Source organism: Rickettsiales endosymbiont of Trichoplax sp. H2 (assembly GCF_009690945.1).
Taxonomy (GTDB): Bacteria; Pseudomonadota; Alphaproteobacteria; order Rickettsiales; family Midichloriaceae; genus Aquirickettsia; species Aquirickettsia rohweri.
The window spans coordinates 77,050-101,339 of sequence record NZ_NPHZ01000002.1 but is presented as its reverse complement, the minus strand read 5'-3'; the positions used below and the strand labels follow the sequence as shown (position 1 = coordinate 101,339).

Annotated in this window: 16 protein-coding genes; 5 read left to right on the top strand and 11 right to left on the bottom strand. The window is 25.7% G+C overall.

Annotation, left to right across the window (positions count from 1 at the left end; translation table 11 throughout):
• Position 1 precedes the first annotated feature (1 nt).
• On the top strand, positions 2–1,405 hold the full coding sequence (locus h2es_RS02580) for a DASS family sodium-coupled anion symporter (protein ID WP_154511141.1): 1,404 nt from the start codon (positions 2–4) through the stop codon (positions 1,403–1,405).
• 307 nt (positions 1,406–1,712) lie between these two features.
• Here h2es_RS02580 and h2es_RS02575 read toward each other — a convergent pair whose 3' ends face one another.
• From h2es_RS02575 to h2es_RS02550, 6 genes are all read right to left on the bottom strand, one after another.
• On the bottom strand, positions 1,713–4,733 hold the full coding sequence (locus h2es_RS02575) for a hypothetical protein (RefSeq protein ID WP_154511139.1): 3,021 nt from the start codon (positions 4,731–4,733) through the stop codon (positions 1,713–1,715).
• Positions 4,726–5,994 carry a pentapeptide repeat-containing protein gene (locus h2es_RS02570; protein WP_154511137.1) on the bottom strand — a complete coding sequence of 423 codons (1,269 nt, stop codon included), beginning with the start codon at positions 5,992–5,994 and terminating at the stop codon, positions 4,726–4,728. Before h2es_RS02570 ends, h2es_RS02575 begins: the two co-directional genes overlap by 8 nt.
• Positions 5,951–6,955, bottom strand: a complete 1,005-nt coding sequence (locus h2es_RS02565; protein ID WP_154511135.1) for an aspartate-semialdehyde dehydrogenase — start codon at positions 6,953–6,955, stop codon at positions 5,951–5,953. The genes h2es_RS02570 and h2es_RS02565 overlap by 44 nt, the downstream gene beginning before the upstream one ends.
• A gap of 63 nt (positions 6,956–7,018) precedes the next feature.
• Entirely contained in the window at positions 7,019–8,743 is a 1,725-nt protein-coding gene (locus h2es_RS02560) for a hypothetical protein (protein WP_154511133.1), read from the bottom strand.
• A gap of 263 nt (positions 8,744–9,006) precedes the next feature.
• The gene (gene gltX / locus h2es_RS02555; RefSeq protein ID WP_154511131.1) at positions 9,007–10,401 is read right to left on the bottom strand and encodes a glutamate--tRNA ligase; all 1,395 of its coding nucleotides are present in this window, start codon (positions 10,399–10,401) and stop codon (positions 9,007–9,009) included.
• Positions 10,385–10,999, bottom strand: a complete 615-nt coding sequence (locus h2es_RS02550) for a LolA family protein (RefSeq protein ID WP_126044562.1) — start codon at positions 10,997–10,999, stop codon at positions 10,385–10,387. The genes gltX and h2es_RS02550 overlap by 17 nt, the downstream gene beginning before the upstream one ends.
• Before the next feature lie 109 nt (positions 11,000–11,108).
• On the opposite strand from h2es_RS02550, the gene h2es_RS02545 reads away from it, so the two are divergent.
• On the top strand, positions 11,109–12,068 hold the full coding sequence (locus h2es_RS02545; RefSeq protein ID WP_126044561.1) for a KpsF/GutQ family sugar-phosphate isomerase: 960 nt from the start codon (positions 11,109–11,111) through the stop codon (positions 12,066–12,068).
• 41 nt (positions 12,069–12,109) lie between these two features.
• Positions 12,110–12,631 (top strand): LPS export ABC transporter periplasmic protein LptC, encoded by a 522-nt coding sequence (gene lptC / locus h2es_RS02540; protein ID WP_154511129.1) that lies wholly within the window; start codon positions 12,110–12,112, stop codon positions 12,629–12,631.
• Positions 12,632–12,654: 23 nt separating this feature from the next.
• On the opposite strand, the gene h2es_RS02535 is transcribed toward lptC, so the two are convergent.
• Positions 12,655–13,767, bottom strand: coding sequence for a mechanosensitive ion channel family protein (locus tag h2es_RS02535; protein WP_154511127.1), 1,113 nt, complete (start codon positions 13,765–13,767; stop codon positions 12,655–12,657).
• Positions 13,768–13,921: 154 nt separating this feature from the next.
• Between h2es_RS02535 and glmS the strand changes: the two genes are divergently transcribed.
• Entirely contained in the window at positions 13,922–15,730 is a 1,809-nt protein-coding gene (glmS, locus tag h2es_RS02530) for a glutamine--fructose-6-phosphate transaminase (isomerizing) (protein ID WP_154511125.1), read from the top strand.
• 372 nt (positions 15,731–16,102) lie between these two features.
• Here glmS and h2es_RS02525 read toward each other — a convergent pair whose 3' ends face one another.
• On the bottom strand, positions 16,103–17,335 hold the full coding sequence (locus h2es_RS02525; protein ID WP_154511123.1) for a flagellin N-terminal helical domain-containing protein: 1,233 nt from the start codon (positions 17,333–17,335) through the stop codon (positions 16,103–16,105).
• Between the two features lie 479 nt (positions 17,336–17,814).
• Between h2es_RS02525 and mutS the strand changes: the two genes are divergently transcribed.
• On the top strand, positions 17,815–20,415 hold the full coding sequence (gene mutS, locus h2es_RS02520) for a DNA mismatch repair protein MutS (protein WP_154511121.1): 2,601 nt from the start codon (positions 17,815–17,817) through the stop codon (positions 20,413–20,415).
• 346 nt (positions 20,416–20,761) lie between these two features.
• Here the strand turns inward: mutS and h2es_RS02515 are convergent, their stop codons facing one another.
• The 3 genes from h2es_RS02515 to h2es_RS02505 all read right to left on the bottom strand — a co-directional run bounded on the left by h2es_RS02515 (position 20,762) and on the right by h2es_RS02505 (position 24,272).
• Positions 20,762–21,415, bottom strand: coding sequence for an MJ0042-type zinc finger domain-containing protein (locus tag h2es_RS02515; protein ID WP_154511119.1), 654 nt, complete (start codon positions 21,413–21,415; stop codon positions 20,762–20,764).
• Positions 21,416–21,417: 2 nt separating this feature from the next.
• Positions 21,418–22,872 (bottom strand): Asp-tRNA(Asn)/Glu-tRNA(Gln) amidotransferase subunit GatB, encoded by a 1,455-nt coding sequence (gatB, locus tag h2es_RS02510; protein ID WP_154511117.1) that lies wholly within the window; start codon positions 22,870–22,872, stop codon positions 21,418–21,420.
• 269 nt (positions 22,873–23,141) lie between these two features.
• Complete coding sequence (locus h2es_RS02505; protein ID WP_154511115.1) at positions 23,142–24,272, bottom strand: patatin-like phospholipase family protein; 1,131 nt, start codon at positions 24,270–24,272, stop codon at positions 23,142–23,144.
• Positions 24,273–24,290 lie beyond the last annotated feature (18 nt).

Sequence of the window (24,290 nt, the reverse complement as noted above, 5' to 3'; positions counted from 1 at the left end):
TATGATTTATATTTTTAAAAAAATTCCAAAAGTTATTTTATTGCTTATTTTTCTTTCGGCAATTTTATGGAATTTTCAACCGATTGGTTTATCTAAAGAAGGCTGGCATTTGTTAGTTATATTTATATCTACTATAATAAGTATTATTGCTGCTCCATTACCTTTAGGGGCACTTGCAATTTTAAGTCTAGCAGCGACAGTTATAACTGGTACGTTAAGTACTAAAGAAGCATTGAGTGGATTTAATTCAAATATCTCTTGGTTAGTATTATTAGCATTATTTGTATCTGAAAGTATATCTAAATCAGGATTAGGCAAAAGAATAGCATATTTTTTAATTTGTAAATCTAAAAATAGCCTAATAGGTTTATCTTATACATTAATTATTTGTGAATTGATATTATCTCCAGCAATTCCAAGTATAGTTGCTAGGGGAGGTGGTATAATTTATCCAATACTTACGTCTGTAATTGAAGTTCTTAATAAGAATGGAAAAAAAGAAAATATAAATTTATACCTTATCCAAGCTTGTTTTCATTCTACAGTAATTACAAGTGCAATAACACTAACTGCTATGGCTGCAAATCCATTAATTGTAAGTATTGCTGGTACATTTGGTATTAATATAACATGGAGCACATGGTTTATAGCTGCTATAATTCCTGGTTTACTAAATTTAACAATTATGCCGGTATTTTTATACTATATATTAAAACCAGAAAATATAGATGTGAATGAAGTTAAAGCATTTGCTAAAAAACAACTAAAATTACTTAAAAATTTTACAAAAGAGGAATTGTTAATTACTTTTACTCTAATAGGTCTAATTACTTTTTGGATACTAGGTGATTTTTTAAATATAAGTGCTACTAAGACAATATTAATTGGGTTCTCTGTATTATTATTAACACGTGTTATTCCATGGGATGATGTTATAACAAATAAAAAAGCATGGGGTGTTTTTATATGGTTTAGTACCCTATTAATGCTTTCAGATTTTTTAGTAAAGTTTGATACTGTTTATTGGATTAATGAAGAAATAAAATATCTTATTCATGATATAGATAAAACTCTAATTATACCATTGTCACTTTTGTTATTTTTTTATTTACATTACTTTTTTGTAAGCACAACTGCTTATGTTTCAACATTATTTGCGCCGTTTTTAATTATTTTGTTGAATTTTGATTTACCAGCAAATATGTCAGTAATGGTTTTATCAACACTTGCAATAATATCTGGTGGCTTAACTCACTATACAATTGGTACAGCACCGGGTTATTTTTCGATAAGTGGAATTAAAGTAAGTAAATGGTGTAAACTTGGTCTTTATGTAGCTACAGTGAATCTATTAATTTGGTTCATAGGTTATTTAATTTGGTGGAAAGTAATTGGCTGGTATTAACCCGAGCTGCAGATAAGAATTGCTCTATAAAGAGCTAGAATGTTACTATACAACAATATTTAGCACAGTTAGAAACAACGATATAGTCATTGCGAGGATGCTATAAGCATCCGTGGCAATCCAGTAAAGCATCAACAAATATAAATGCAATAATAGTTATGGATCACCACAGTCGAGCTAAAGCTCTCCTTCGTGATGACTGTTGAGAGATACACCTCTTCATGATTATAAGATTTGCTATAAATTTCTTATTTCTTATCTGCAGTTCGGGTTGGTATTAGGTTTTTTACAAAAATATTGCTGTTTTTTAATTTACTTTATGCTTTGGTTTAGATATAGGTCGTTTAAAGATATTTCTTAAAAATCCAGGAGTAAGTGTAGAGAGATAATTAGCTTTAACTTTTATATCTTTATCTATATATCCATTCATATCAAACAATGTGCTTAAAATTGCACCTTCATTTTTAGGTCCAGAAAAAAGATTTAAAAAAGGTATTTTATTAAATATAGTATTAAAAATATTTTGAGGGACAATTATACCTTTTGAATTTAAGTACTTAGTTTTTAAATCAATATTACCACTTAATTTTAGTGCTAGTAGCTTTGATTCAGCTATGCAATCATTAAATTCTAAATATTTATCATTGTATTCTATAGGACATTTTAAATTATAAAATTTTATTCCTTTATTTTTTATAATACTTTGTAATGTTGAAAATGGAGTTGTTAAAGTAAGTAAATTCAATAATGCAGGTATTTTAGTAACATAAAATTGATTTAATGCTATAAAACCTTTGAAATCTTTGTGTGTCTCAAAAATTCCTTTAATTTCTAAGTCACCATCAGTTATATTGTTTGTTATATCAAGGGCTTTAAAAATTGTGCCTGCATCAGAAGTAATAACTGATAACACTGGGAAATTATAATATATTCTTATAATATGATTTTGATCAGTCAATGCTGATAGATTTATGCTTTTGCTTCTTTGATTATTAATTGAAACAGTAACATTATGGAGATTAATATTATTTCTTAATAATATATTATCTAACTTAGCATTAAAAGTAAAAAAGCCACTTGTGCTTAAACTATTAGTGCTTAATTGTTCTATTAAAACCTTGGGATTAAAATCACTAAAATCTGCTTGAATTCCATTTAACTCTATTTTGTTTATATTCTCTACCTTATCATAATTTAAAGTTATACCTTGAACTTTATTTTGTAATACGTTGCATTGAAATTTTACTAATTCATTAATTTTATTATTGATAATTCCAGAGCCTGAAAAATGCTTATTAGGAATTTTAAATTCAAATTTTGAAATTTTTGTTTCATCATCCCAGTGATTAATAAATTTAATATTTAATTTTCCAGGTAATTTTTGTTTTTTTACTATACTTAATTGGCTAATATTTACTGAAGTATTGAATAAATTAGCCCAAAATTCAGAAACAATATTTTTATTATTAGCTTTTATTATGCCTTTTACATTGATTCTATCAGAAAAAAATTCAGAAAATGGGAATTTAATTTTATGAAAATATTGTAACTTATCATTTATATCTATTTCAATTTTATATTGTCGCTTATTTGTAATAGAAAGATTTGCGTTGATAAATAGATTAAGCAATTCATTGATTTTAGCCTTTCCTTTTATTAGTAAATTATCATTTAACAATTCAGCTTCTAATTCACCATTAGTAAGCTTATAATTATGATAAATATTATCTATAACAACATTAGATAATTTAGACTTGAGGTTAAATTTTAAATCCTCAAAATCAGGTGTTTTATAAAGAGGTACTATGAAATTGATTATAGTATCTGCCTGTCCATTTATATCTCGTAATTTTTGGAATTTATAATGTGCGTATCCTAAATTTAACTGATCTTTGATAGTGCTGTTGATATTAGCATCAAATTTCATTTCTAAATTTTCTTGATTAAGATCTTCAAGTTTAGCTGTGATTTTTTTTATATAGTTATTTAAAATTTTACCATTTTCACCTGTAATTACTAAATTGGTTGGTGAAAATTTAACTTCTAAATTCTTAATGTGTAAATTAGGTGTATTCTTTAGATATTTTATATTTACATTATTTAGAAATATTGAAGTAACTATTGGTTTCTTATCTACCTTATTAAGATCACTAGATAGTTGTATTTTAGTTATTTTACCACCTTTTAAGTGTTCTGAGAGCCATAGATGTACTTCAGGTAATAAATTATTTGACCATGTATCTAGAACTTTACTTGCTAGCAAGTTTGGAATATCTACATTCGTAAATAATTTTTGATTTTTATAGTTAATAGTACCTTTTGTAAATTTTATATCATTCACATTAGCGTTTAAATCAGAAATATTAATTTGATTGAAGTTATTTAAAATTTCTCCTTTGAATCTTAAATTCTTAATATTGAGATCTTTTGTAAAAAATTCATCATTTTTTACATGACAAATTTTATTTTGTTGAAAATTGAAATTTATTTTTTCTATAAAATTTAAATATGAGAGATTCATACTGAAATGCAACTGGAATCTAGGGTTAATTTTTGTTTTTCCAATATTTATTAATGTAGTATTTTCTATTGTATCATTAGAAAAAATAGAGCCACTAATATCTAAAGTCTTATTAGAAATAATTTTAATAATAATATTTAAATTTAATTTTAATTCATCTGTTTCTATTGAAGAGGTGATTAAAATGTTATCAATATTGTTGGATGTAGTAAATTTTAAATCTAAGATTTTTAAATTTATTTGATAATCATTTCCATTATAGTCATTTAAATCTAATACAAAATTTTCATTAATAAAATTTGATGTATGTTCAATATTTTTATATTTTTTAATTAAATTGATAAAATTTACTAAAGGAATTTTATCTTGGTTATTTGGTATATTTTTTTTGGAAGAATTATATTTAAATCCAGAGTTTTTATTATCTATAATAATGCCTTTAAAAATGTAATTTGATTTATTCAGTAATAAATTCAAAATATCTAACTTTAATTTTAATATAGGTGCTGTGAAAAAACCTTTGTTTTGATAATTTAATTCTAGATTATTAAGATTAAGCGTAATTGAAAAATCTTTCCAATTAAGGTAAACACCAGTATCAATTTTACTGATCTTTATTCCAGGAAATTTTAACTCAATTCTATTTTTTACTAAATGATCTACATAGCTAAAATGTTTGGGTCCTGAAAAACTAATGTATGCTATAAAGATTGTGGATGTTATTAATAAGGCAATTAAAAAGTACTTTAAAAAATATAGCAATTTTATAGTATAGTATTTGGCTATTAATTTTTTAGAATCATTCATTAACTAAAATATCTTTTATAAGATTATTCTTTAGAGTAAAATTACCTGCTTTTGCCATTCTAAAATTACTTTTTGATAAATTACTATCATTTATCGTTAAATTTGTTAATTTACTTTTAGAAAAATTAACTTTATACAAATAAGAATTGTGGATTGCTGAGTTATTTATAATTGCTTGATATAATGTGGAGTTTTTTAAGTTACTAGATAGTATATAGCTGTTTGATATTTCCGCTCTTCTGAAATTAGAACTGTCTAAATTGCATAACCTTACTATAAATTCCGAAGCATTACAGTCTTGAAATAAAGCATAATCCATTTTGCTTTTATTAATAATAATTTTTGATAAATTTGCTTCACTAAAATTTGCTGCCTTTGCAGTCATTTTATTAAAGTTTGCATTAGATATAATGCAATTTTGAAAATTTGCTGCAAATATATGGCTATTTTCGAAAGTAACTTTATCAAAATTACTATTGCTCCAATCTATTGCAGCAAGACTACTGTTTTCTATAGTAAGATTGTTGAAACGACTGTAACAGAAAAAATTTAAATTCCAAAATAGATTAAGCGCATGTACATTGCTAAATAATGTATAGTTAAATTTAGTTTTGACTATTTTGGTATTGTTGAAGTTACAGTTATCAAAATGAGAATTAGAAAAATTTGATGAAAATATTTTAGTATTTAATAATTTTGTTGATAAAAATTTTGCATTTTTTGCATATATATTACTTAATTTACTATTTGATAAATCAGAATTAGAAAAATTTGACCTGCTTAAGTCAGAATCAATAAATATTGTATTATTTAATAATGCATTATTGAAGTTAGCTTCTTCTAAAAATGTATTTACAAATGTGCAATCTGTTAAATTTGAATCTGAAAAATCTGCTTTATATAGAATAGTATTAGAAAAATCTAGCCCAGATAAATCTAATCCACTAAAATTATTTCCAAAATGTTCAACTAAATTAATAGGTTGGCCTGAATTTTGAGATAATTTTAAAAAACTTTCAATTTGTGGTTTAGAAAGATTAGATTTATTAGATTTTATTGCTTGCGTTAAATTCTGTTTAGAAGTGTTTTGCATAAGTTTAAACTTTCTTAAGACTGATTCAACTGTATCAGGGTCTTTAGCTTTTTCATCAGCAAAAGATAAGTTAATAAATAAAAATAAAATTAAGCTCAAAAAATTCTTATTTAAAAAATTCATATTAAATATAATTTTCAATATATTTTTCAGCAATTTGCACTGCATTGAGTGCAGCTCCTTTCTTTAAATTATCAGATACTATCCACAAATTTAAAATGTTATTTGTAGTATCTTGTCTAATTCTTGATACTAAAACTTCATTTTTTCCCATGCAATCTATAGGCGTAAAGAAATCGTATTTACTTGTTTTATTTGTAATCACTCCTTTTGACTTATTTAATAAACTATATGCTTGAGATACTGAAAGGTTTTTGGAAAACTCAACGTTAGCTGATATACTATGTCCAACAAAAACAGGCACTCTGACGCATGTAGCAGTTACATCTATGTCGTTAGATAATATTTTTTTAGTTTCATTTATTACCTTTATCTCTTCTTTAGAATATCCGTTTTCTGTAATATCATCAATTTTAGGAATTAGATTAAATGCTATTTTTTCTCTTTGATTGCTTTCTGAAAAAGCATTAACTAATTTATTTTTTGTTTGTGAATATAAACCATCCATTGCTTTTTTTCCAGCACCAGAAACAGATTGATATGTTGATATTACTATTCTTTGGACGTTTGCGAAATCATGTAGATTTTTTAATGTAACTACAAGAGGAATAGCAACACAGTTTGGATTTGCTACAATTTTTGTTTTTGTAGCTAATTTTAGAGAATCTAAATTTACTTCTGGTACTATTAATGGTACTTCTTTATTCATTCTAAAATGTGATGATAAATCTACAACCAATTTTACCTTAGTACTTACTTTTTGAATATATTCTTTTGATACATCTACATTAGTTGCAAAAAAAGCAAAATCAATATATTTAAAATCAAAACCTGATAATGGTTTGGTTTTTAATTTTTTATTTCCAAAACTAACCTCTTTTCCAATAGATTTTTCAGAAGCAATGGCATGTATCTCTTTAATATTTATTATTTGAGATTTTGTTAAAATATTTAGAATTTCTCTGCCAACATTGCCTGTAGCACCAATAACAGCTATATTATATTTCATATGTCGAAAAACAAATAGGTTTTAAAGTCATATTATAATAACTCAAATTGAAAGCAAAGAAATTTAAATTTTGTTAAATAAAAGTTTTATTAGAACTTTATTATTTGTCTTTTTAACTTTAAGAATTCCATTATGGATTTTTATTATAAATTTTGCAAACAATAATCCTTTACTAGAAAGCAGAATATCATTTATTATTGTTGTTTTTGGAAAATCAATTCTCAATACAGCCTTATCAAGTTCATCTAGGTTTAAATTTCCTTCTAATGTAATAGCTACTTTTTTTAATTTTAAATCATCTTGTGTATTTATAGTAACAAAATTAACATCACAAGTTTCATAAAATTTACTAATCAATTCAATCAACATTGTTTTGATTAAGTTAGAATTTCCTAAAATTTTGAGATCAGATATAAAACAGTTTTTTAAGAATTTACAATGAATTTTATGATTTTTTAAATCTTTGTTAAAATCTTGAAATAATGATTTTATAGGTAATTGAGATGATTTTTGATAGATATTAACATTATTATAGTTCTTATATAGTGATTTTTTATATTCGATTTTTATAACTTGATGATACAAATTTTTTAAATCTTTTACTTCTACAACATTTGGTTTGCAATATTCTAGTAATTTTTTAGATGTATTAACTATATTATATATATTGCTGCTAATATTTTGAGATAGTACAGGTATTAAGTTAGATATTATTTTTAACTCATTAGTTAACTCTTTATCAGATTCTATAAGGTAATTCAGATCTTTAATTTTTTCTAAAAACTCATTAATATTTAAGTTATGATCACTAGTATAATAATCAAATAGCTTTTCTTGTTTTCTAATTTTTAAATGTAATGCATATAATATTATAGAAGTAAATAACGTGATAACTAATACTAATATAATAACTAAAAATAAATATAAGTTATTTTTTACGATTGAGAAAAAGCTATAAAATATAAATTTACTAGGTTCAAAAAGAAATATTAAATCTTTATAATTAACGTTATATGAATTAGTTGAGTTATTATTTATAATTTTATTTATTTGGTTAGATTCTTTATTATAATTATTATTGTGGCAGTCAATTTGATGTTGTTGATTAGTTAATTCTATTGCATTGTTTACAAATAGTAGATTACATTTTTCATCAAATACAAAAATATTTCCTGGATAATTAATGAAATTATTAAGATGATCCTTATTTAAATGAACTAAGAACATGCCAGGAAAATCTTTGTTTTTATTTTTTATGCCAAATGCAATAGAGAAAATATAGTCATTTTTTAATAAAAATTTATTTGTATTATCAAAAATTATTTTCCAGCTATTGTTTTTTGCATTTTTCATTAAATCATCGTAATTATTAGAGTTTTGATTGTATTTTTCAATACCACTAAATCTATCTATTTTTATATTTGAATTATTATATAGGTATTGTATTAAAAGAGGATTATCGTTTTTAGTAGCAATATCTAAATGATTTGCATAATAATCAATATATTTAGAAAATACTGAATTAATTTTTTGTGGGCTTTTATAATTATTTTCAACAATAACCCTACCTAATATATTTAACAGAATTTCAATATTTTTTATTTTTTCTTGAAATTTTTTATTTGTTTTATAAATCTCTGAAATCTCTATTTTACTTGTATAATCATTTTTTTCGTTAAGATAAAAATTCATTAAAAATAAAATTAATATCAATAATATAACACTTAATATTAGTAAAATAATTTTTGTAATATTGCTTAATCTTAAAGAATTAAACTCACTTATCATGATTTATTTTATCAATAATTTTATAGTCACCTAAAAAGTGCTAAAGATCGTTCTCTTCAATACTTTTTACATTTTTTATACTTTTCTTATGGTGATCTTTTTTAACACTAAAAGGATAAAGAATCAATCTAAAAGCCAAAAATATCAATAATGAGAATACTGCAATAATAAAAATTATTATTAATAAAAGTACTTTAAACAACTTGAGTTTACTAAATTTAAATCACTATAAATTTAATTATTAACTTAAACCTAAAAGAATTTCAATTATGATTTAAAGTATTAATAGTTTTAGTCATTCTATTGACAACTTCTTCTTTTGATAAAATTTCTAACGTTTGATATATAGGTGGTGAATTAAAAGTTCCTAATGCACCTGCTCTCAATGTTTTCATAATAATTGGTGATTTTATTTTTAATATTTTTGCTAAAGCTTGACATTCATTTTTAAGTGTTTCGGAACCCCAATTTTCAATTTTTTCAATAATCATCAATAATTTTTCTAAAATTTCTTTAGATTCTTTTAATGCTAATATTTTTTGAGATTGTTCATCTATAGGAGATGAATAAGAGATGAAAATATTTGCTAAATCTACTAAATTATTAATAGTTTGCCCTCTTGATTTAATTAGAGGAATTGATTTTTTTATTTTTTCTAAGGTATTGTTATTTAGTAATGTAGGATCAATTTTTTTAATTAATTTTTCATAAATAACGGTATCATTTAATGATTTGATGTAATGTTGATTTATAAAATTTAACTTATCAATATCAAATCTAGCAGGAGATCTGTTAATTTGATTTAAATCAAAATTTTCTAAAGCTTTTTGGATACTGATTATTTCTTCATCTCCTAAACTCCAACCTAATTTTAGTAGGTAATTGAAAATTGCTTCTGGTAAATAACCTAATTTATTATATTCATTAACATCTATTGCACCATCTCTTTTAGACATTTTATTACCATCGCTTCCATGAATCAAAGGAATATGAGCATAAATTGGTTTTTCCCAATTTAATGCATTTAGAATTTGTATTTGCCTAAAGGTATTAGTTAAATGATCATTTCCTCTTATTACATGTGATATTTGCATGTCATGGTCATCAATAACACATGATATATTATACGTGGGAGTGTTATCTGAGCGCATAATTACCATGTCATCAATTTCACAATTATTTACTTCTATTTTTCCTAACACTTTATCATTTAAAATTATAGCGCCTGTTAAAGGTGTTTTCAACCTTATAACCGGCTTTAAATTATTATTAATTCTATTAGAAGTGTTATCTCTCCATTTGCTTATAAATTTTTTTCCTGGGTTGTTTTGTTTGAAATTTTGAATTTCTTCTTGTGTAGCGTAACAATAATAGGCTTTCTGTTGTTTTAATAAATGATTAATAATTTCGATATGTTTATTTTTGTTTTCTGATTGAAACACTATTTCATCATCCCAATTTAAACCTAACCATTGCAAACCTGATTTTATTGAATCAACATATTCTACTTTTGAACGTTCTTTATCTGTATCTTCAATTCTTAGATAAAATTTTCCTTTATTTTTTCTTGCGAAAAGCCAGTTAAAGATTGCTGTCCTGATTCCACCTATATGGAGTTTTCCTGTAGGGCTTGGAGCAAATCTAGTTCTTATGTTCATGTGTATATGGTGCTGAGTAAAATTTAGGATGTTGAAAAGAGAAAAATCTACTATCAAACTTTTGATTATACTTTATATTTTTAAATTGCAAAGTATAATCTTCTGTATCATTATTTTTTATACGCACTTCCTTTAACTGTATGGGATCTTGCAAAAAAATCATGTTAATTTTTGTTATTTTGTCATCTATCTTTTTTTCAATATACATGTGAATGTTATTATTATTTAGACTAATAGTATTAACTCTATTATTTAGTTTAATATTCTTTTCAGAAAGTATCTTAAAAAAATAATTATCTTGTTTTATATAGGAAATTTCATCAAGTTCATGATTATGATACATTATGTTGCCTCCTCTTAAAATTATAGTTAATCTTTTTGGAGTAAGATAGTCAAATTTTAGCATACCTGGTTTAGATATGTATAATTTTCCAGTTGAAAACTTTTGATCTTTTGATAATGAATACTGATTAAATTCTGCAGATAAAGTTTCTATATTATTAAAATATTGTTCAACTTTATTTATCAAATTTAAGTTATTGGAATATGATAAGAAAGTTGACGTAAAATATATTATTAAAAATAAAGTTTTTTTCATTAAGTTTTTAAATTTACTTTGTTTATTAATTAGTACAAGTTAATTACAATATGCACAACTTATGTTAATATTGTTTTGAGTTTATTTAAATATCTTAAAAAATAATAGTATGCAAAAGGAATCTGAATTAATTTTTATTGGTAAGCAGATAATTGAAGATGAGATTAATGGGTTAATGGACTTAAAACAGTCAATTAATTCAGATTTTTATAATGTAATAAAAAAAATTATTAATAATAAAGGAAGATTGATTTTAAGTGGAATGGGTAAGAGTGGATATGTTGCTAGAAAAATTTCTTCCACTTTATCATCAACAGGGACGCCTTCATTTTTTATACATCCTGCGGAAGCTGGTCATGGTGATCTTGGGATGATTACTAAGCAAGATATTGTGGTTTTACTTTCAAATTCGGGTGATACTTATGAGTTAAATACGATTATTGATTATTGTAAAAGGTTTAATATTTTTATAGTTGGGGTAACTAGAAAGCATAATTCTGTTCTTAGTAAAATATCTGATTTGCCTATTATTTTACCTAATAGTAAAGAGGCATCTGATATAGATGCTCCATCAACTTCTGTAATAATGATGATTTCTTATTGGGATGCCATTGCAATTTCTTTGCAAAAAATTAGAAACTTTTCTAAAGAAGATTTTAAGATTTTACATCCTGGTGGTAAAATTGGTGCTAGATTATTAAAAGTATCAAAATTAATGCATAAAAATGAATCTATTCCAACAGTGGATATCAATAACTCTGGAATTGAGGTGATAATTGAGATGACAAAAAAAGGCTTTGGTTGTACTGGGGTATTAAATGAAAATAAAGAGTTAATCGGCATTGTTACAGATGGTGATTTGAGGAGGCATATTGATATGGATTTTAAAAATGTTTGTGCAAAAGATATTATGAGTGATAAGCCTTTTGTTGTTGAAAAAGATATTTTTGCATCACATGCACTATATGTTATGAACGAACGTAGTATTACTCAGATTTTTATTATAAAAGATAAAAAGCCAATTGGTATAATTCATATGCATGATTTAATAAGGGCAGGAATAGTATAGTGAAGCATAAAAAATTTGTAAAATTATGCCTTATAATTATCATGATAAGTATGATAGTATCTGTTATTGTCAATTATTATAATAATATATTGGAATCTGAAAATATATTTATTAATGAAGGTAAATCTACAAAGTTATTTAAATCAAAATATGAGACTTCAATCACAAATCCTGAATTTTTTTTTAGAGATAAGAATAATAGAGAAATAACTTTTAAGGCTAAAAGTGCCAATAAAGTAAATTATCTTATAAATTTGACATCAATATTAGGACATATTAAATTAAATCAAAATACAAATTTTGATTTTTTGGCTGATAATGCAGTTTTAAAAATGGATACAAAAAAAGTATTTTTAAATGGTAATATCAAAGCTAATAATAATGATAAATTTAAAATATTATCCAATAAAATATTAATTGATTATGATAATTATATAATTTCTTCTGATCAAGCAATAACTATAAATTATCATAATATGGAATTAAAAGCTTTTGGATTTAATTTTAATAATAATAATCGAATATTAAAATTTACTGAGGGGGTAAAGGTTAAGATAAAGTAGAAACAAGAATCTTTTAATTTGTTTTAAGGTTTATCGAGCAGTTTATTATCTTTTGCATTTACAGCTATTTCATTATTGTCAAGGTATACAGTTCGAGTAGGGAATGCCATTTCAGCCTTATTATTTTCAATTATTTCACTAATTTTTAGTAACACATCTTGTTTTACACCTTGATATTTAATCCAGTTGGTGGTTTTTGTAAATGTATATACCATAAAATCAATTGAAGACTGGTTAAATTGTGTAAGATTTACTATTATAGTTTGATCAGATGCAATTTCATCATGATTCATTAGCATATCTTTTACATTTTTTATTATTTGTTTTACTGAATGAATATCACAATATCTAATTCCAATAACTTCTTTAATTCTCCTATGTGACATTCTTGAAGCATTTTCAATTACTATAGAATTGAAAATAGAATTTGGTACATATAGTGGACGTTTATCAAAAGTTCTTATTTTTGTTAATCTCCAACTAATAGCTTCAACTGTTCCTTCAATATTTTTATCAGGAGATCGAACCCAATCACCAATTTCAAAAGGTTTATCTAAATAAACCAAAGTAGCTCCAAAAAAATTTGCAAGCAAATCTTTAGATGCAAAACCTAATATTATTCCACTAACACTACCAAGGGCTAGTAACCCGCTAATATTGATTCCAGAAGTTTCAACTGTGGTGAGTAATACAAAAATAACAACTAATATTTTTAATATTCTGCATAAGGTGCCAATTGGAATATTAGTTCTGTTTGCAAGGTCATTTGCTTTTTTTGAGTATAGTTCATATTCATGAACTATTTTAAATAAAAATACACCTAACAAAGCAATAAAAGCTATTTTTCTAGCTAATAAAACTGAATTTAAAATATCGAAATTTAAAAACTTATTAGTTAACACTACTATATAAGAGGCCGCTAATATCCAAATGAAAATTTTTAAAGGAGTTTTTATTGAATTAATAAGTGAACTATATAAGCTTTTAGTATGTTTACTTTTACTAAATTTACGATAAAATTTATTTATTAATTTACTTAGGATAAAAGCTACAACTAAAATTACTGCGATTTCTCCCAATATATACATGGTAGAATTGTTTTTTAGTAATAAATCAAATAACAAGGTGCTGGACATAATTCAAATTTTAATTTACACAGAGAATTATTTTATTTTTTTATAGTTAATATTATTTAGTAATATTATGCAATAATCATTTTATTGTAAATTCTAGTTATTAAAGTAATTTTTGTTAAGAATATAAATCAAAAAGTAAAGAAAATATATATATATGTGTGGAATTTTTTGTTTAAATAGTACGAAAAACATTGTAAGGAAAGTTATGAAAGGGTTACATTTTTTAGAGTACAGGGGATATGATGCAGCTGGAATTTCATTTATTGATGATGGTGACAATCTAAAAGTAGTTAAAGCTTTAGGTAAAGTTCTAAACTTAGAAAATAAAGCAAACGAACAGCCCAGTGATGGTAAAATTGCTGTTGGTCATACTAGATGGGCAACTCATGGAAAAGTGAATTTACAAAATACTCATCCAATTTCAAATAATAATATAGCTTTAGTGCATAATGGAATAATTGAAAATTATAAAGATATTAAGAATAAGTTAATAAAATTAAATTATAAATTTTATGGTGAAACTGATACTGAAGTAATATTAAATTTAATTCAATATTATATAGATTTAAAGCATAGTAATTTTGATGCTTTTAAAAAGGCAATTGATGATATTATTGGTAATTATGCAATAGCAGTTATATTCATTCAAGATCAAAATAATATTTACTGTGCTAAAAATGGTTCTCCACTAGCAATTGGGTTAGGTGAACATGAGAATTACATAGCATCAGATATTAATACCTTAGCTTATTTTATAGATAAAGTGGTAGTTTTACAAGATGGTGATATAGCTGTTATATCTAAAGAAAATTATGAGGTATTTGATGGAAATAGTAAGCAGAGGATTACAAGAAATGAAAAAATAGTCAAAAAAAAGCAAATAGATAATAATTTAGGAAAATTTCCAAATTATATGCTTAAAGAAATTAGTGAACAGCCTACTATATTAAAAAATATTTTACAAAGTATGGTTTCTAGAGAATATGTTGACAATTTAAGTTCTATAGATTGGATTAATGTTAGTAAAATTTCTATAATTGCATGTGGAAGCTCTTACAATGCAGGTATGGTGGCAAAATATTGGTTTGAGAGTTATGCTAAAATTCCAGTTGAAATTGATTTTGCCTCAGAATTTAGAGCTAGAAATGTAATTTATGATAAAAAAGGAGTTTATATTTTTATTTCACAGTCTGGAGAAACTTTAGATACACTATCTGCACTAAAGGAGGCAAAAAAGCAAAATGTCACAACAATTGGATTGATTAATAATTTGAACAGTTCAATTGCAAATTTATCTGATTATTTAATTCCTATTGAAGCTGGTGTAGAAACATCTGTTGCAGCTACTAAAAGCTTTATAGCTCAATTAATGAAATTGCTTAATTTAGTCTTAATGGCATCAAACCAGAAGAACCTTATTGCACAAAATTCGTATATGGAATTGTTAAATAATTTTAATTCTGAAATTGCTAAATTAGGTGATATTTTAAGTGTTAATAGAAAAATTATAGAGATTTCTAAAGCCATAACGCAAGCAAAAAACGTAATTTTTATTGGTAGAAGTCATATGTATCCTATTTGTTTAGAAGGGGCTTTAAAATTAAAAGAATTATCTTATTTGCCAGTTTTTGCAATTGCTGCAGGTGAGCTTAAACACGGCTCTATTGCACTTGTTGATGAATATTCATTAATTATAGGTCTTACGCCAAAAAACGATGTTTATAATAAAACTCTTTCAAGTATTGAGGAAGTAAAGGCTAGAGGAGCAAAAATTGTTTTACTTACTGATTCAAAAGATAATATAGATGTAGAATATTTATTTAATATGCCTAAGTGTTCTGATATTTTAGCTCCTTTATTTTATACTGTACCTTTGCAATTATTTGCGTATCAAACAGCATTAGGTTTGGGAAGAAATGTTGACAGACCAAGAAATTTAGCAAAATCAGTAACAGTTGAATAGATATTTTAATTACTAGATTGAATGTATTTACTATGTTCATTCGCAATGACGTTTTTATTTTTATCATCACGAAGGAGGTACTTTTTTTCAATTTAGTCATCACAAAGTTGCGTAGCAACCGTGGTGATCCAGAATTGTTGCCACATTTACGTTTTGTTAATTTATTATTGGATTGCGACACTCACTCCGTGCTTCTCGCAATGACAAATTGAGAAGATAAGTTCGTTCGCAATGATAAACAAGGGAAGGTGGATTGCCGCGAATGCCTAATCAGCATCCTCGCAATTGTAAAGGTTACACAAAAAAGAAGGGAAGGAATAAAAAAACTGCTCCTTAGTGAATACCAAAGAGCAGTAATGAAAAATAAATATACTATATAGCTGTAACTAATTGAAGCAAAGTATGTGGTGTTTGAATCAACTTAGCTTCTGCAGCAATCGCAGCTGTTAATTTAGCTTGTTCTTGAGAGAAGTCTTTAGTTAATTCTGTGAAATCAGCATCCATAAACTGAGCTCTTGCAGCATCTACGTTTTCAATCGCTGTTGAAATACTATCTGCAACCATCCTAAATCTAGATTGATAAGCACCAATTTTTGAATTGTAGTTAAACATAGTATCTAGTGCAACTCTGATTAACTCTTGCCCTTTTCTACCATCTTCTACAGTTTCAAGTTTTAATTTATCAATTCCAAGAGCTTTTGGAGAAACACTGTCAAAATCAATTGAAATTTGCTGATTTGCTTCAGCACCAACCTGGAACACCATAGGAGATTGTTTTTGCTGTTTGGAATCAAATATAAAGATCTTATTTCCATCCAATGTTACAGAACCATCATCTGCTAAAGTAATATCTTTATCTACTGTTTTTGTTGGATCAGTAGGATCTGTAGCTTTATAAGTTATCTTAGTAACTTTTGTAGCATCATCAACAGTAAATAAATCTACAGGAGTACTATCTAGTGTTGAAACCTTTCCGGCAGCTACACTGTATGCTTTATTACCACTTAAGTCATTAATTCCAGTACCTGCAGCATCTACATTTAACTTATAACGTTCACCTGCCTTTCCACTTGGATCATATGTTACAAACATTGCTGTATTTGTTCCATCCATAACAGCATTATTATACAAGCTATAATTCAGTTTGTTATCTTCATCGATTGGTGTGCTAACTTGTTTAGTTGAGCCATCAATTAGGTTTCTACCGTTAAAGTTAGTAGCTGTAGCAATACGTTCAACCTCAGCTTTTAATTGTTGAGTTTCAAGGTTAATCAATTTTCTATCAGAGTCAGTAGCACTTCCTGTTAATGCCATGATTGATAATTGATCAAGTCTTTTTAAAATGTTTACCACACCTTTAGCACCACCATATGCGATATTTAATACCACTGATGCTTGATGAGCACTTTTTAATGATTCTTTTTGTAATCCTAAATTTACTTCTAGTTTTGTACCGATTGCAAGACCTGCTGGATCTTCATAAGGGAATAATATACCTTGCCCAGAAGATAATTTATTTGCTATTGTAGAAGAATCTTCTAGAATTTTGCCGATGGCATCTTGTACACCAGCTGTTTGTGTATTAGTAATTGATGGTATAGACATTGTCTTTCTCCAATTTAGTTATTTAACGAGACTACTGTCAAATTAAACTTATCTAATAAGCAACGTAATACAAGATTGATAATAAAAAACCAAACTCCTTTTACATACTACTCACGATAAATTACGACTTCTGTCGTTATTCTTATAATAAAACGTTAGCATGCTAAAAAGTAATTGCAAGCTTTTATTTAGATTTAATAATTTTAATTTTTAGATTGTCAAGAGCATTAACATGCTCTCGCAATTACAATTTTTAATTTAGCCATCACGAGCCCATTTTGTACTTCTTTTTGTCATCACGAGGTTGCGTAGCAACCGTGGTGATCCAGGAATGTTTCCTCGTTTATGTTTGTTGAAGTATTTCTGGATTGCCGCACTCACTACGTTCGTTCGCAATGACAAGTAATGAATAAATTATTCTTTAAAAATATTTATTTATGATGTAAAAAATTCTTATCGAGTTTTTATAAAAATTGCTAATGAATAAACAAGAAGAAATATCTTTTAATAGTATTTCAAATTCTATTCTTACTCCTATGATGAAGCAATATTTAGGAATTAAATCAGCTCATAAAGACTATTTGCTTTTTTATAGATTAGGAGATTTTTATGAATTATTTTTTGAAGATGCACAAGTCGCGTCAAAAATTTTAGACATAGTGCTTACTAAAAGAGGAAAACAGAATGGTGATAACATACCAATGTGCGGTGTACCATATCATAGTGCAACTCATTACATTAATAGGCTACTTAAAAAGGGTTACAGCATTGCAATATGTGAACAACTAGAATCTCCTGAAGAAGCAAAAAAAAGGGGGTATAAATCTGTTGTAAGAAGAGAAGTTATGCAAATCATTACACCTGGTACATTAATGGAGGAAAAATTATTAGATTCGAAAAATACAAATTATCTTACATCAATTGCTGAGGAAAAAGGTAATTATTCTATTGCGTGGGTTGAGCTTACAACAGGAGATTTTTATGTTACTACTTGTAGCAAAAATCAGGTTGTAAATGAGATATCACGACTAAGTCCAAAAGAAGTTTTAGTATCATATAAACTTTCAAGTGATCCTATTTTTATGAATTATAAAAATATTATAACTGTTAGAAGCAATAATATATATGATCATAAAAATTGCCTGCAAAGAATAGTTCAATATTATAATGTCAATTCCATTAAAAGCCTTGGAGAATTTAGCAAAGAACAATTAGTTTCAGCAGGAGCATTGATAGAATATATTATTCATACTCAAAAAAATAATTTACCAAAGTTAAAAGTATTGCAAAAGCTAGAGAGAGAGTATTTTGTTGAAATAGATGCTTCTACTAGAATTAACCTTGAGCTTGATAAAAATTCTATAAATAAGGAATTTAATTTGTTAAATGTTATTGATAAAACAGTTACTTCAGCAGGAGCAAGATTACTAAAAACTAGATTAAATTCACCACTTAAAAATTCATCCGTAATCAATAAAAGGTTAGATTGTGTAAGCTTTTTTTATAATAAAACCGAACTTCGAACAAAAATTAGGGAATATTTAAAATTTTTTCCTGATGTTCAAAGATCATTATCTAAAATTTTTATTAATAAAGCAATACCAAGAGATTTAGATATCATAAAAAATGGCTTAAAAATTTCAACAATGATTAGTGAATTACTAAGAATAAATGGTGAAAATTTAATTGATGGAATAAATTCTCTAATTTCTCAAATATATGGTTATAATCAATTAGTTGATGAATTAGAGCAAGCTTTAATTCCATGTGATAATATTATAGAAAATCAAGCATTTATTAAAAAAGGCTATAATAAATATTTAGATGAGCTATATGATTTAAAGTATAATTCAAATCAAACAATTAATGAATTAAGGGATAAATATAGACACAAAACAGGTGTGCAAAATTTAAAAATAGCTAAAAACAATATTTTTGGATATTTTGTTGAAGTGACAAGTTTGAATTCAAGTAAATTAGATGAAAAATTATTTATTCATAAGCAGACTTTAGGAAATTCAGTAAGATTTTTTACAGATGAATTGAAGAATTTAGAAAATATTATTCTTAATTGTGATACTAAAATTACTAACTTGGAAAAGGAAATATTTTGTAAGCTTTGTGATAAAGTGAAGCATTATTTTGATGAGATCAATTTAGTTATTGATAGCATAGCAAATCTTGATTTTTATAGTGCTCTTAGTGAAATTGCTATTCAAAATAAATATATTAGACCTATAGTTGATGATAGCAATACATTTTTTATTGAAGAAGGTCGTCACCCTGTAGTGGAAAATTTTCAAAAAGAAAATTTTATTCCAAATTCTGCTAACATTACTGATGAAGAGAAGATATGGTTAATTACAGGGCCTAATATGGCTGGGAAAAGTACTTTTTTAAGACAGAATGCTTTAATTTGTATTCTTGCTCAAATTGGTAGCTACGTGCCTGCAAAAAGAGTGCATATAGGAGTTGTTGATAAAATATTTAGCAGAATTGGTGCTGCAGATAATATTGCAAAAGGTGAATCAACATTTATGGTAGAAATGACAGAAACAGCATACATTATAAATAATGTAACTGAAAAATCATTTGTTATTCTTGATGAAATTGGCAGAGGCACATCTACTCACGATGGCATATCTATTGCTTGGGCTGTGCTTGAATATTTATATAATCATATTAATTGTAGGGCATTATTTGCAACTCATTATCATGAGTTAACACAACTAAATAATAAGTTAGCTAGGATTGCAAATTATACTATGGAAGTAAAAGAATGGAATAAAGATATTATTTTTTTACATAAAATTATACCTGGTGTTGCAGATAGTTCGTATGGAATTCATGTTGCAGAATTAGCAGGTTTACCAAAAAAAGTTATTAACTCTGCAAAACAAATTTTAACTAATTTTGAAAAAAAAGAACCCGTTCAAGTCAAAGGTAATTATCAAGAAGATATAGTTTATAAAGAAAATGAGATTTTAAAAATTCTTAAAAATATAGATATAAATAATCTTACTCCTATTGAAGCTCAAAAAATATTATATGAACTGAAGAGCAAAGTTAATTTTAAATAATAACCCGAACTGCAGATAAGAAATAAGAAATTTATAGCAAATCTTGTAATCATGAAGAGTAATGTCTCTCAACAGTTATCACAAAGGAGAGATATTGTATCCTACCTCCCATAGTAATCACGAGGGAGAGCTTTAGCTCGACTGTGGTGATCCATAACTATTATCGCATTTATATTTGTTGATGCTTTACTGGATTGCCACGAGCACTTTGTGCACTCGCAATGACTATATCGTTGTTCCTAACTGTGCTAAATATTGCTGTATATTCTCATTCTAGCTCTTTATAGAGCAATTCTTATCTGCAGCTCAGGTTATAAATAGTTTAAAAACGTATATAGCTTTATTTCTAATGTTGATGTTTAAAATGTTTTAAATCATGATGATTGCCAATTTTAACAAAGACATAGTCTACTTCACTTATTTCCCTATCAGGGCATATCGTCATATTAAATTCAGATTTAGGTGAAATGTCTCTTCTTAAATTAGTAGAGATATTGAAGATACTTTTTCTTTTTTTATCATAACCAACAATTTTGATAACTTGTACAAATTTAACTTTATTTGACTTATTAATTATTTTTATTGGAATTTTATGTTTTACTTCACTGTTTTTATGCTCTTTATTTCCATATATTTCTTCGATTGGTTCTGAAACTTCAACTATAAGTCCATCAGTACTATGGTAATCAAATAATTTATATATTATTTCAAATAAATGATGTTGTTTTACTAAAAATTCTCTTTCAAAATAAAGAAAAAGTGATAATGAGGTTAAGATAATTATTAAACAAAAAATAATGTAACCCCTCTTTTTTATAACCTTTTTAGGTTTATTAATCTTAGAAAAATTATAAGTAGATTTAGGAGTTATTTGATTAGTTTCTGGTATATATAACCATTCATATTCGCATTTAGAACAACATACCATTCTTCCATTGCTACCTATGTCATATTTGTTAACTCTATATTTTGTATTGCAATTTTTACACTCAATAATCATGTTTAAATAGAATGTAATTTTTTAGTTAGTATTTCATTAACATTTTGTGGATTAGCTTTTCCTTTGCTTATCTTCATTACTTGGCCAACAAAAAAGCCAAATAGCTTTTCTTTTCCAGATTTAAATTCTTTTACTTTTTCAGGATTAGAGTTTAGAACTTCATCTATATATTTTTCAATTTCATCTGTTCCAGATATTTGCATTAAGTTATGTTTTTTTACAATTTCTTCCGGAGAATTATTATTTTCAAACATTATATCTAAAACATCTTTTGCAATTTTACCTGAAATTTTATTATCAGTAATTAACTGCAATAAAGTACAAAAATTTTCAGAAGTTATAGGCATTTTGTAGAATTCGATTCCCTTTTTATTTAATCTTCCAAAAAGCTCAGCACATATCCAATTTGCAGCAAGTTTAGGATCTACTTTCTTAGCTATTATTTCAAAAAATTCTGCAACTGCTTTATCCGCAGTAAGTACTTCTGCATCATATGTAGTTAAGTGAAAATTATTTATGTACCTTCTTTTCTTATCTTCAGGCAATTCTGGAAGATTATTTTTAATATTATTAATAAAGTCAGCAGAAATTTTAAGTGGTAATAAGTCTGGATCAGGAAAATATCTATAGTCATTAGCTTCTTCTTTTTTTCTCATAGATTTTGTCTGTCCTAAATTGACGTCAAACAATCTTGTTTCTTGCACAATATCTTGCTGTTCTTCAAGTAATTCAACTTGTCTATTTGCTTCATATAATATAGCTTTATTAATATACTTAAAAGAATTTAAATTTTTAATTTCTACTCTAGTTCCAAATTTATTATCTCCCTTTTTCCTAACTGAAACATTTGCATCACATCTCATTGAACCTTTTTCTAAATCACCGTCACAAACATCTATATATCTAAGTATATTACGTAACTTTTTCATAAATTGTTCAACTTCACTTGGTTCACTAAAATTCGGATCAGTTACTATTTCAATAAGTGGAACACCTACTCTGTTAAAATCAATAAAAGTTTCTATTGGGCTTTGATCATGTATACTTTTTCCAGCATCCTGTTCAATATGAATTCTATTAATTGTAATTGTTTTTTTTTCGCCATTATCTTTTGTTATTTGCATATTTCCATCGTAAACTATAGGATAAAAAAGTTGTGATATTTGGTAACCTTGTGGTGAATCTGGGTAAAAGTAATTTTTTCTATCAAATACTGAAAATTTATTTATTTTGGCATTAACTGCAAGTCCAGCTTTAATGGCAAGCTCTATACATTTTTTATTAGTTATTGGTAGCATGCCAGGCATTGCTGCATCTATATATGATACTTGTTCATTATTATCTTCACCAAATTTAGTTGAAGAATGAGAGAATAATTTGCTTTTTGAATTTAGTTGAGCATGAATTTCCAAGCCTATGACTAACTCCCATTTATTTGTTTTTCCTTGAATTATCATTCTTAATTTTTACTTAATATATGTGTATTTAGAAGTTCATAAATTTTGTATCATAAACTAAGGTTTTTTACTAGTATGCTTATAGCTATTTATAGAAAAATTTAAATGAAAATAAATTAGAAAAATAACTATGGCAATAAAATATATTTGTCATCACGAGATTATGTAATAGGCGCAGTGATTCAGTTATAGTTTTATAATTTTATTTTATAAAACTCAGAATTATTATAATTTTTCTGTGCTTTAATAATAAAATATTTTAGGCTCTGTTATAAATCTAATTTCATAATATCAATACATTCACTATATTCAGCAAGAACTTCTTCAGGGTTTTCACAGTAGAAATATGAATTATCATAAAGTTTTTCTAATTTTTTCATATCCTGCTTTTTATCTGCAATTTTATTAGCAAGTGCTGTAAAAAATTCTTTATTAATATCTATGTATTTTTTTGTACATGCCATTGTTTCATTAAAAGCTAACAAATCACCTTTGCTAGCTTTATCATATATTGCATGTTGGATATCAACAGGAATCATAAAATCCAATTTATAAAAATGAGTAATAAATGTTTTAATTAATTTATCAAGAGGTTGTTTTTGGATTTGTCCAGTAATTTTATATATATTATAAATGTTGTATAAGTATGAACTTTCATCAATGCTATTTAGAATTTTTTGTACGTTCCCTGTAGTTGTGCCAATTGAAACAATCAATGTATCTTCTTTAGAAGACTTTTTGTTCATTTCCATAATATATGGTATCCCTATAAGAAGAGGAGAATTTGCAATTAAAGCACCATCAAAATCTTTGTATACTTCATCTTTTAATTCTGTTTTTTTAGAGTCAAAAAGTCCAGGATAAGAAATACTTGCTTCAACAGCATCCTTTAGGTAAAAATCTTTATTGGGATCTGATTGTGCATCATAAGTGCTCCATATGTGAGGATTACCTGTTTTTGCATTTGTTGATGTAATAACAACAGGAATGGTGGTTTGACTTAATTTAGTATCACCACACATTTTATGAATAAAATCTACATCTTTTCTAGTTAAAATATGATTTTTGATATTTAAGATAAGTGATATTTTATCACCTAAGCTAATATTTGAGTTAATATTATGTAAATCTTCATCAAAAATTTTGATACAATCTTTTATTGAGTGTTTTGGCTTATTAGGATTTTTTTCAGATGGAATAACTAAGCACGATGCTATTAAAGAACCTGAAGAAACAGCAATAATAGTATTAAAGTATTCAATAAATTCTTTATTTGGGTTAAGCTTTTTTAATTCACTTTCAAGCTTTATTGCTATAATTAAAGATACAAAGCCTTTTTGAGTGCCGCCACTTATTGATAAAACTTTAAAATTTTGCTTTTCATTTTTACTCCAAAACATATAAACTACCTATAAACA

Bases quoted from the DNA above. Each gene is read 5' to 3' on its own strand.
- h2es_RS02580 (WP_154511141.1), top strand. From the start codon at position 2: ATGATTTATATTTTTAAAAAAATTCCAAAAGTTATTTTATTGCTTATT.
- h2es_RS02575 (WP_154511139.1), bottom strand. From the start codon at position 4,733: ATGAATGATTCTAAAAAATTAATAGCCAAATACTATACTATAAAATTG.
- h2es_RS02570 (WP_154511137.1), bottom strand. From the start codon at position 5,994: ATGCAGTGCAAATTGCTGAAAAATATATTGAAAATTATATTTAATATG.
- h2es_RS02565 (WP_154511135.1), bottom strand. From the start codon at position 6,955: ATGAAATATAATATAGCTGTTATTGGTGCTACAGGCAATGTTGGCAGA.
- h2es_RS02560 (WP_154511133.1), bottom strand. From the start codon at position 8,743: ATGATAAGTGAGTTTAATTCTTTAAGATTAAGCAATATTACAAAAATT.
- gltX (WP_154511131.1), bottom strand. From the start codon at position 10,401: ATGAACATAAGAACTAGATTTGCTCCAAGCCCTACAGGAAAACTCCAT.
- h2es_RS02550 (WP_126044562.1), bottom strand. From the start codon at position 10,999: ATGAAAAAAACTTTATTTTTAATAATATATTTTACGTCAACTTTCTTA.
- h2es_RS02545 (WP_126044561.1), top strand. From the start codon at position 11,109: ATGCAAAAGGAATCTGAATTAATTTTTATTGGTAAGCAGATAATTGAA.
- lptC (WP_154511129.1), top strand. From the start codon at position 12,110: ATGATAAGTATGATAGTATCTGTTATTGTCAATTATTATAATAATATA.
- h2es_RS02535 (WP_154511127.1), bottom strand. From the start codon at position 13,767: ATGTCCAGCACCTTGTTATTTGATTTATTACTAAAAAACAATTCTACC.
- glmS (WP_154511125.1), top strand. From the start codon at position 13,922: ATGTGTGGAATTTTTTGTTTAAATAGTACGAAAAACATTGTAAGGAAA.
- h2es_RS02525 (WP_154511123.1), bottom strand. From the start codon at position 17,335: ATGTCTATACCATCAATTACTAATACACAAACAGCTGGTGTACAAGAT.
- mutS (WP_154511121.1), top strand. From the start codon at position 17,815: ATGAATAAACAAGAAGAAATATCTTTTAATAGTATTTCAAATTCTATT.
- h2es_RS02515 (WP_154511119.1), bottom strand. From the start codon at position 21,415: ATGATTATTGAGTGTAAAAATTGCAATACAAAATATAGAGTTAACAAA.
- gatB (WP_154511117.1), bottom strand. From the start codon at position 22,872: ATGATAATTCAAGGAAAAACAAATAAATGGGAGTTAGTCATAGGCTTG.
- h2es_RS02505 (WP_154511115.1), bottom strand. From the start codon at position 24,272: ATGTTTTGGAGTAAAAATGAAAAGCAAAATTTTAAAGTTTTATCAATA.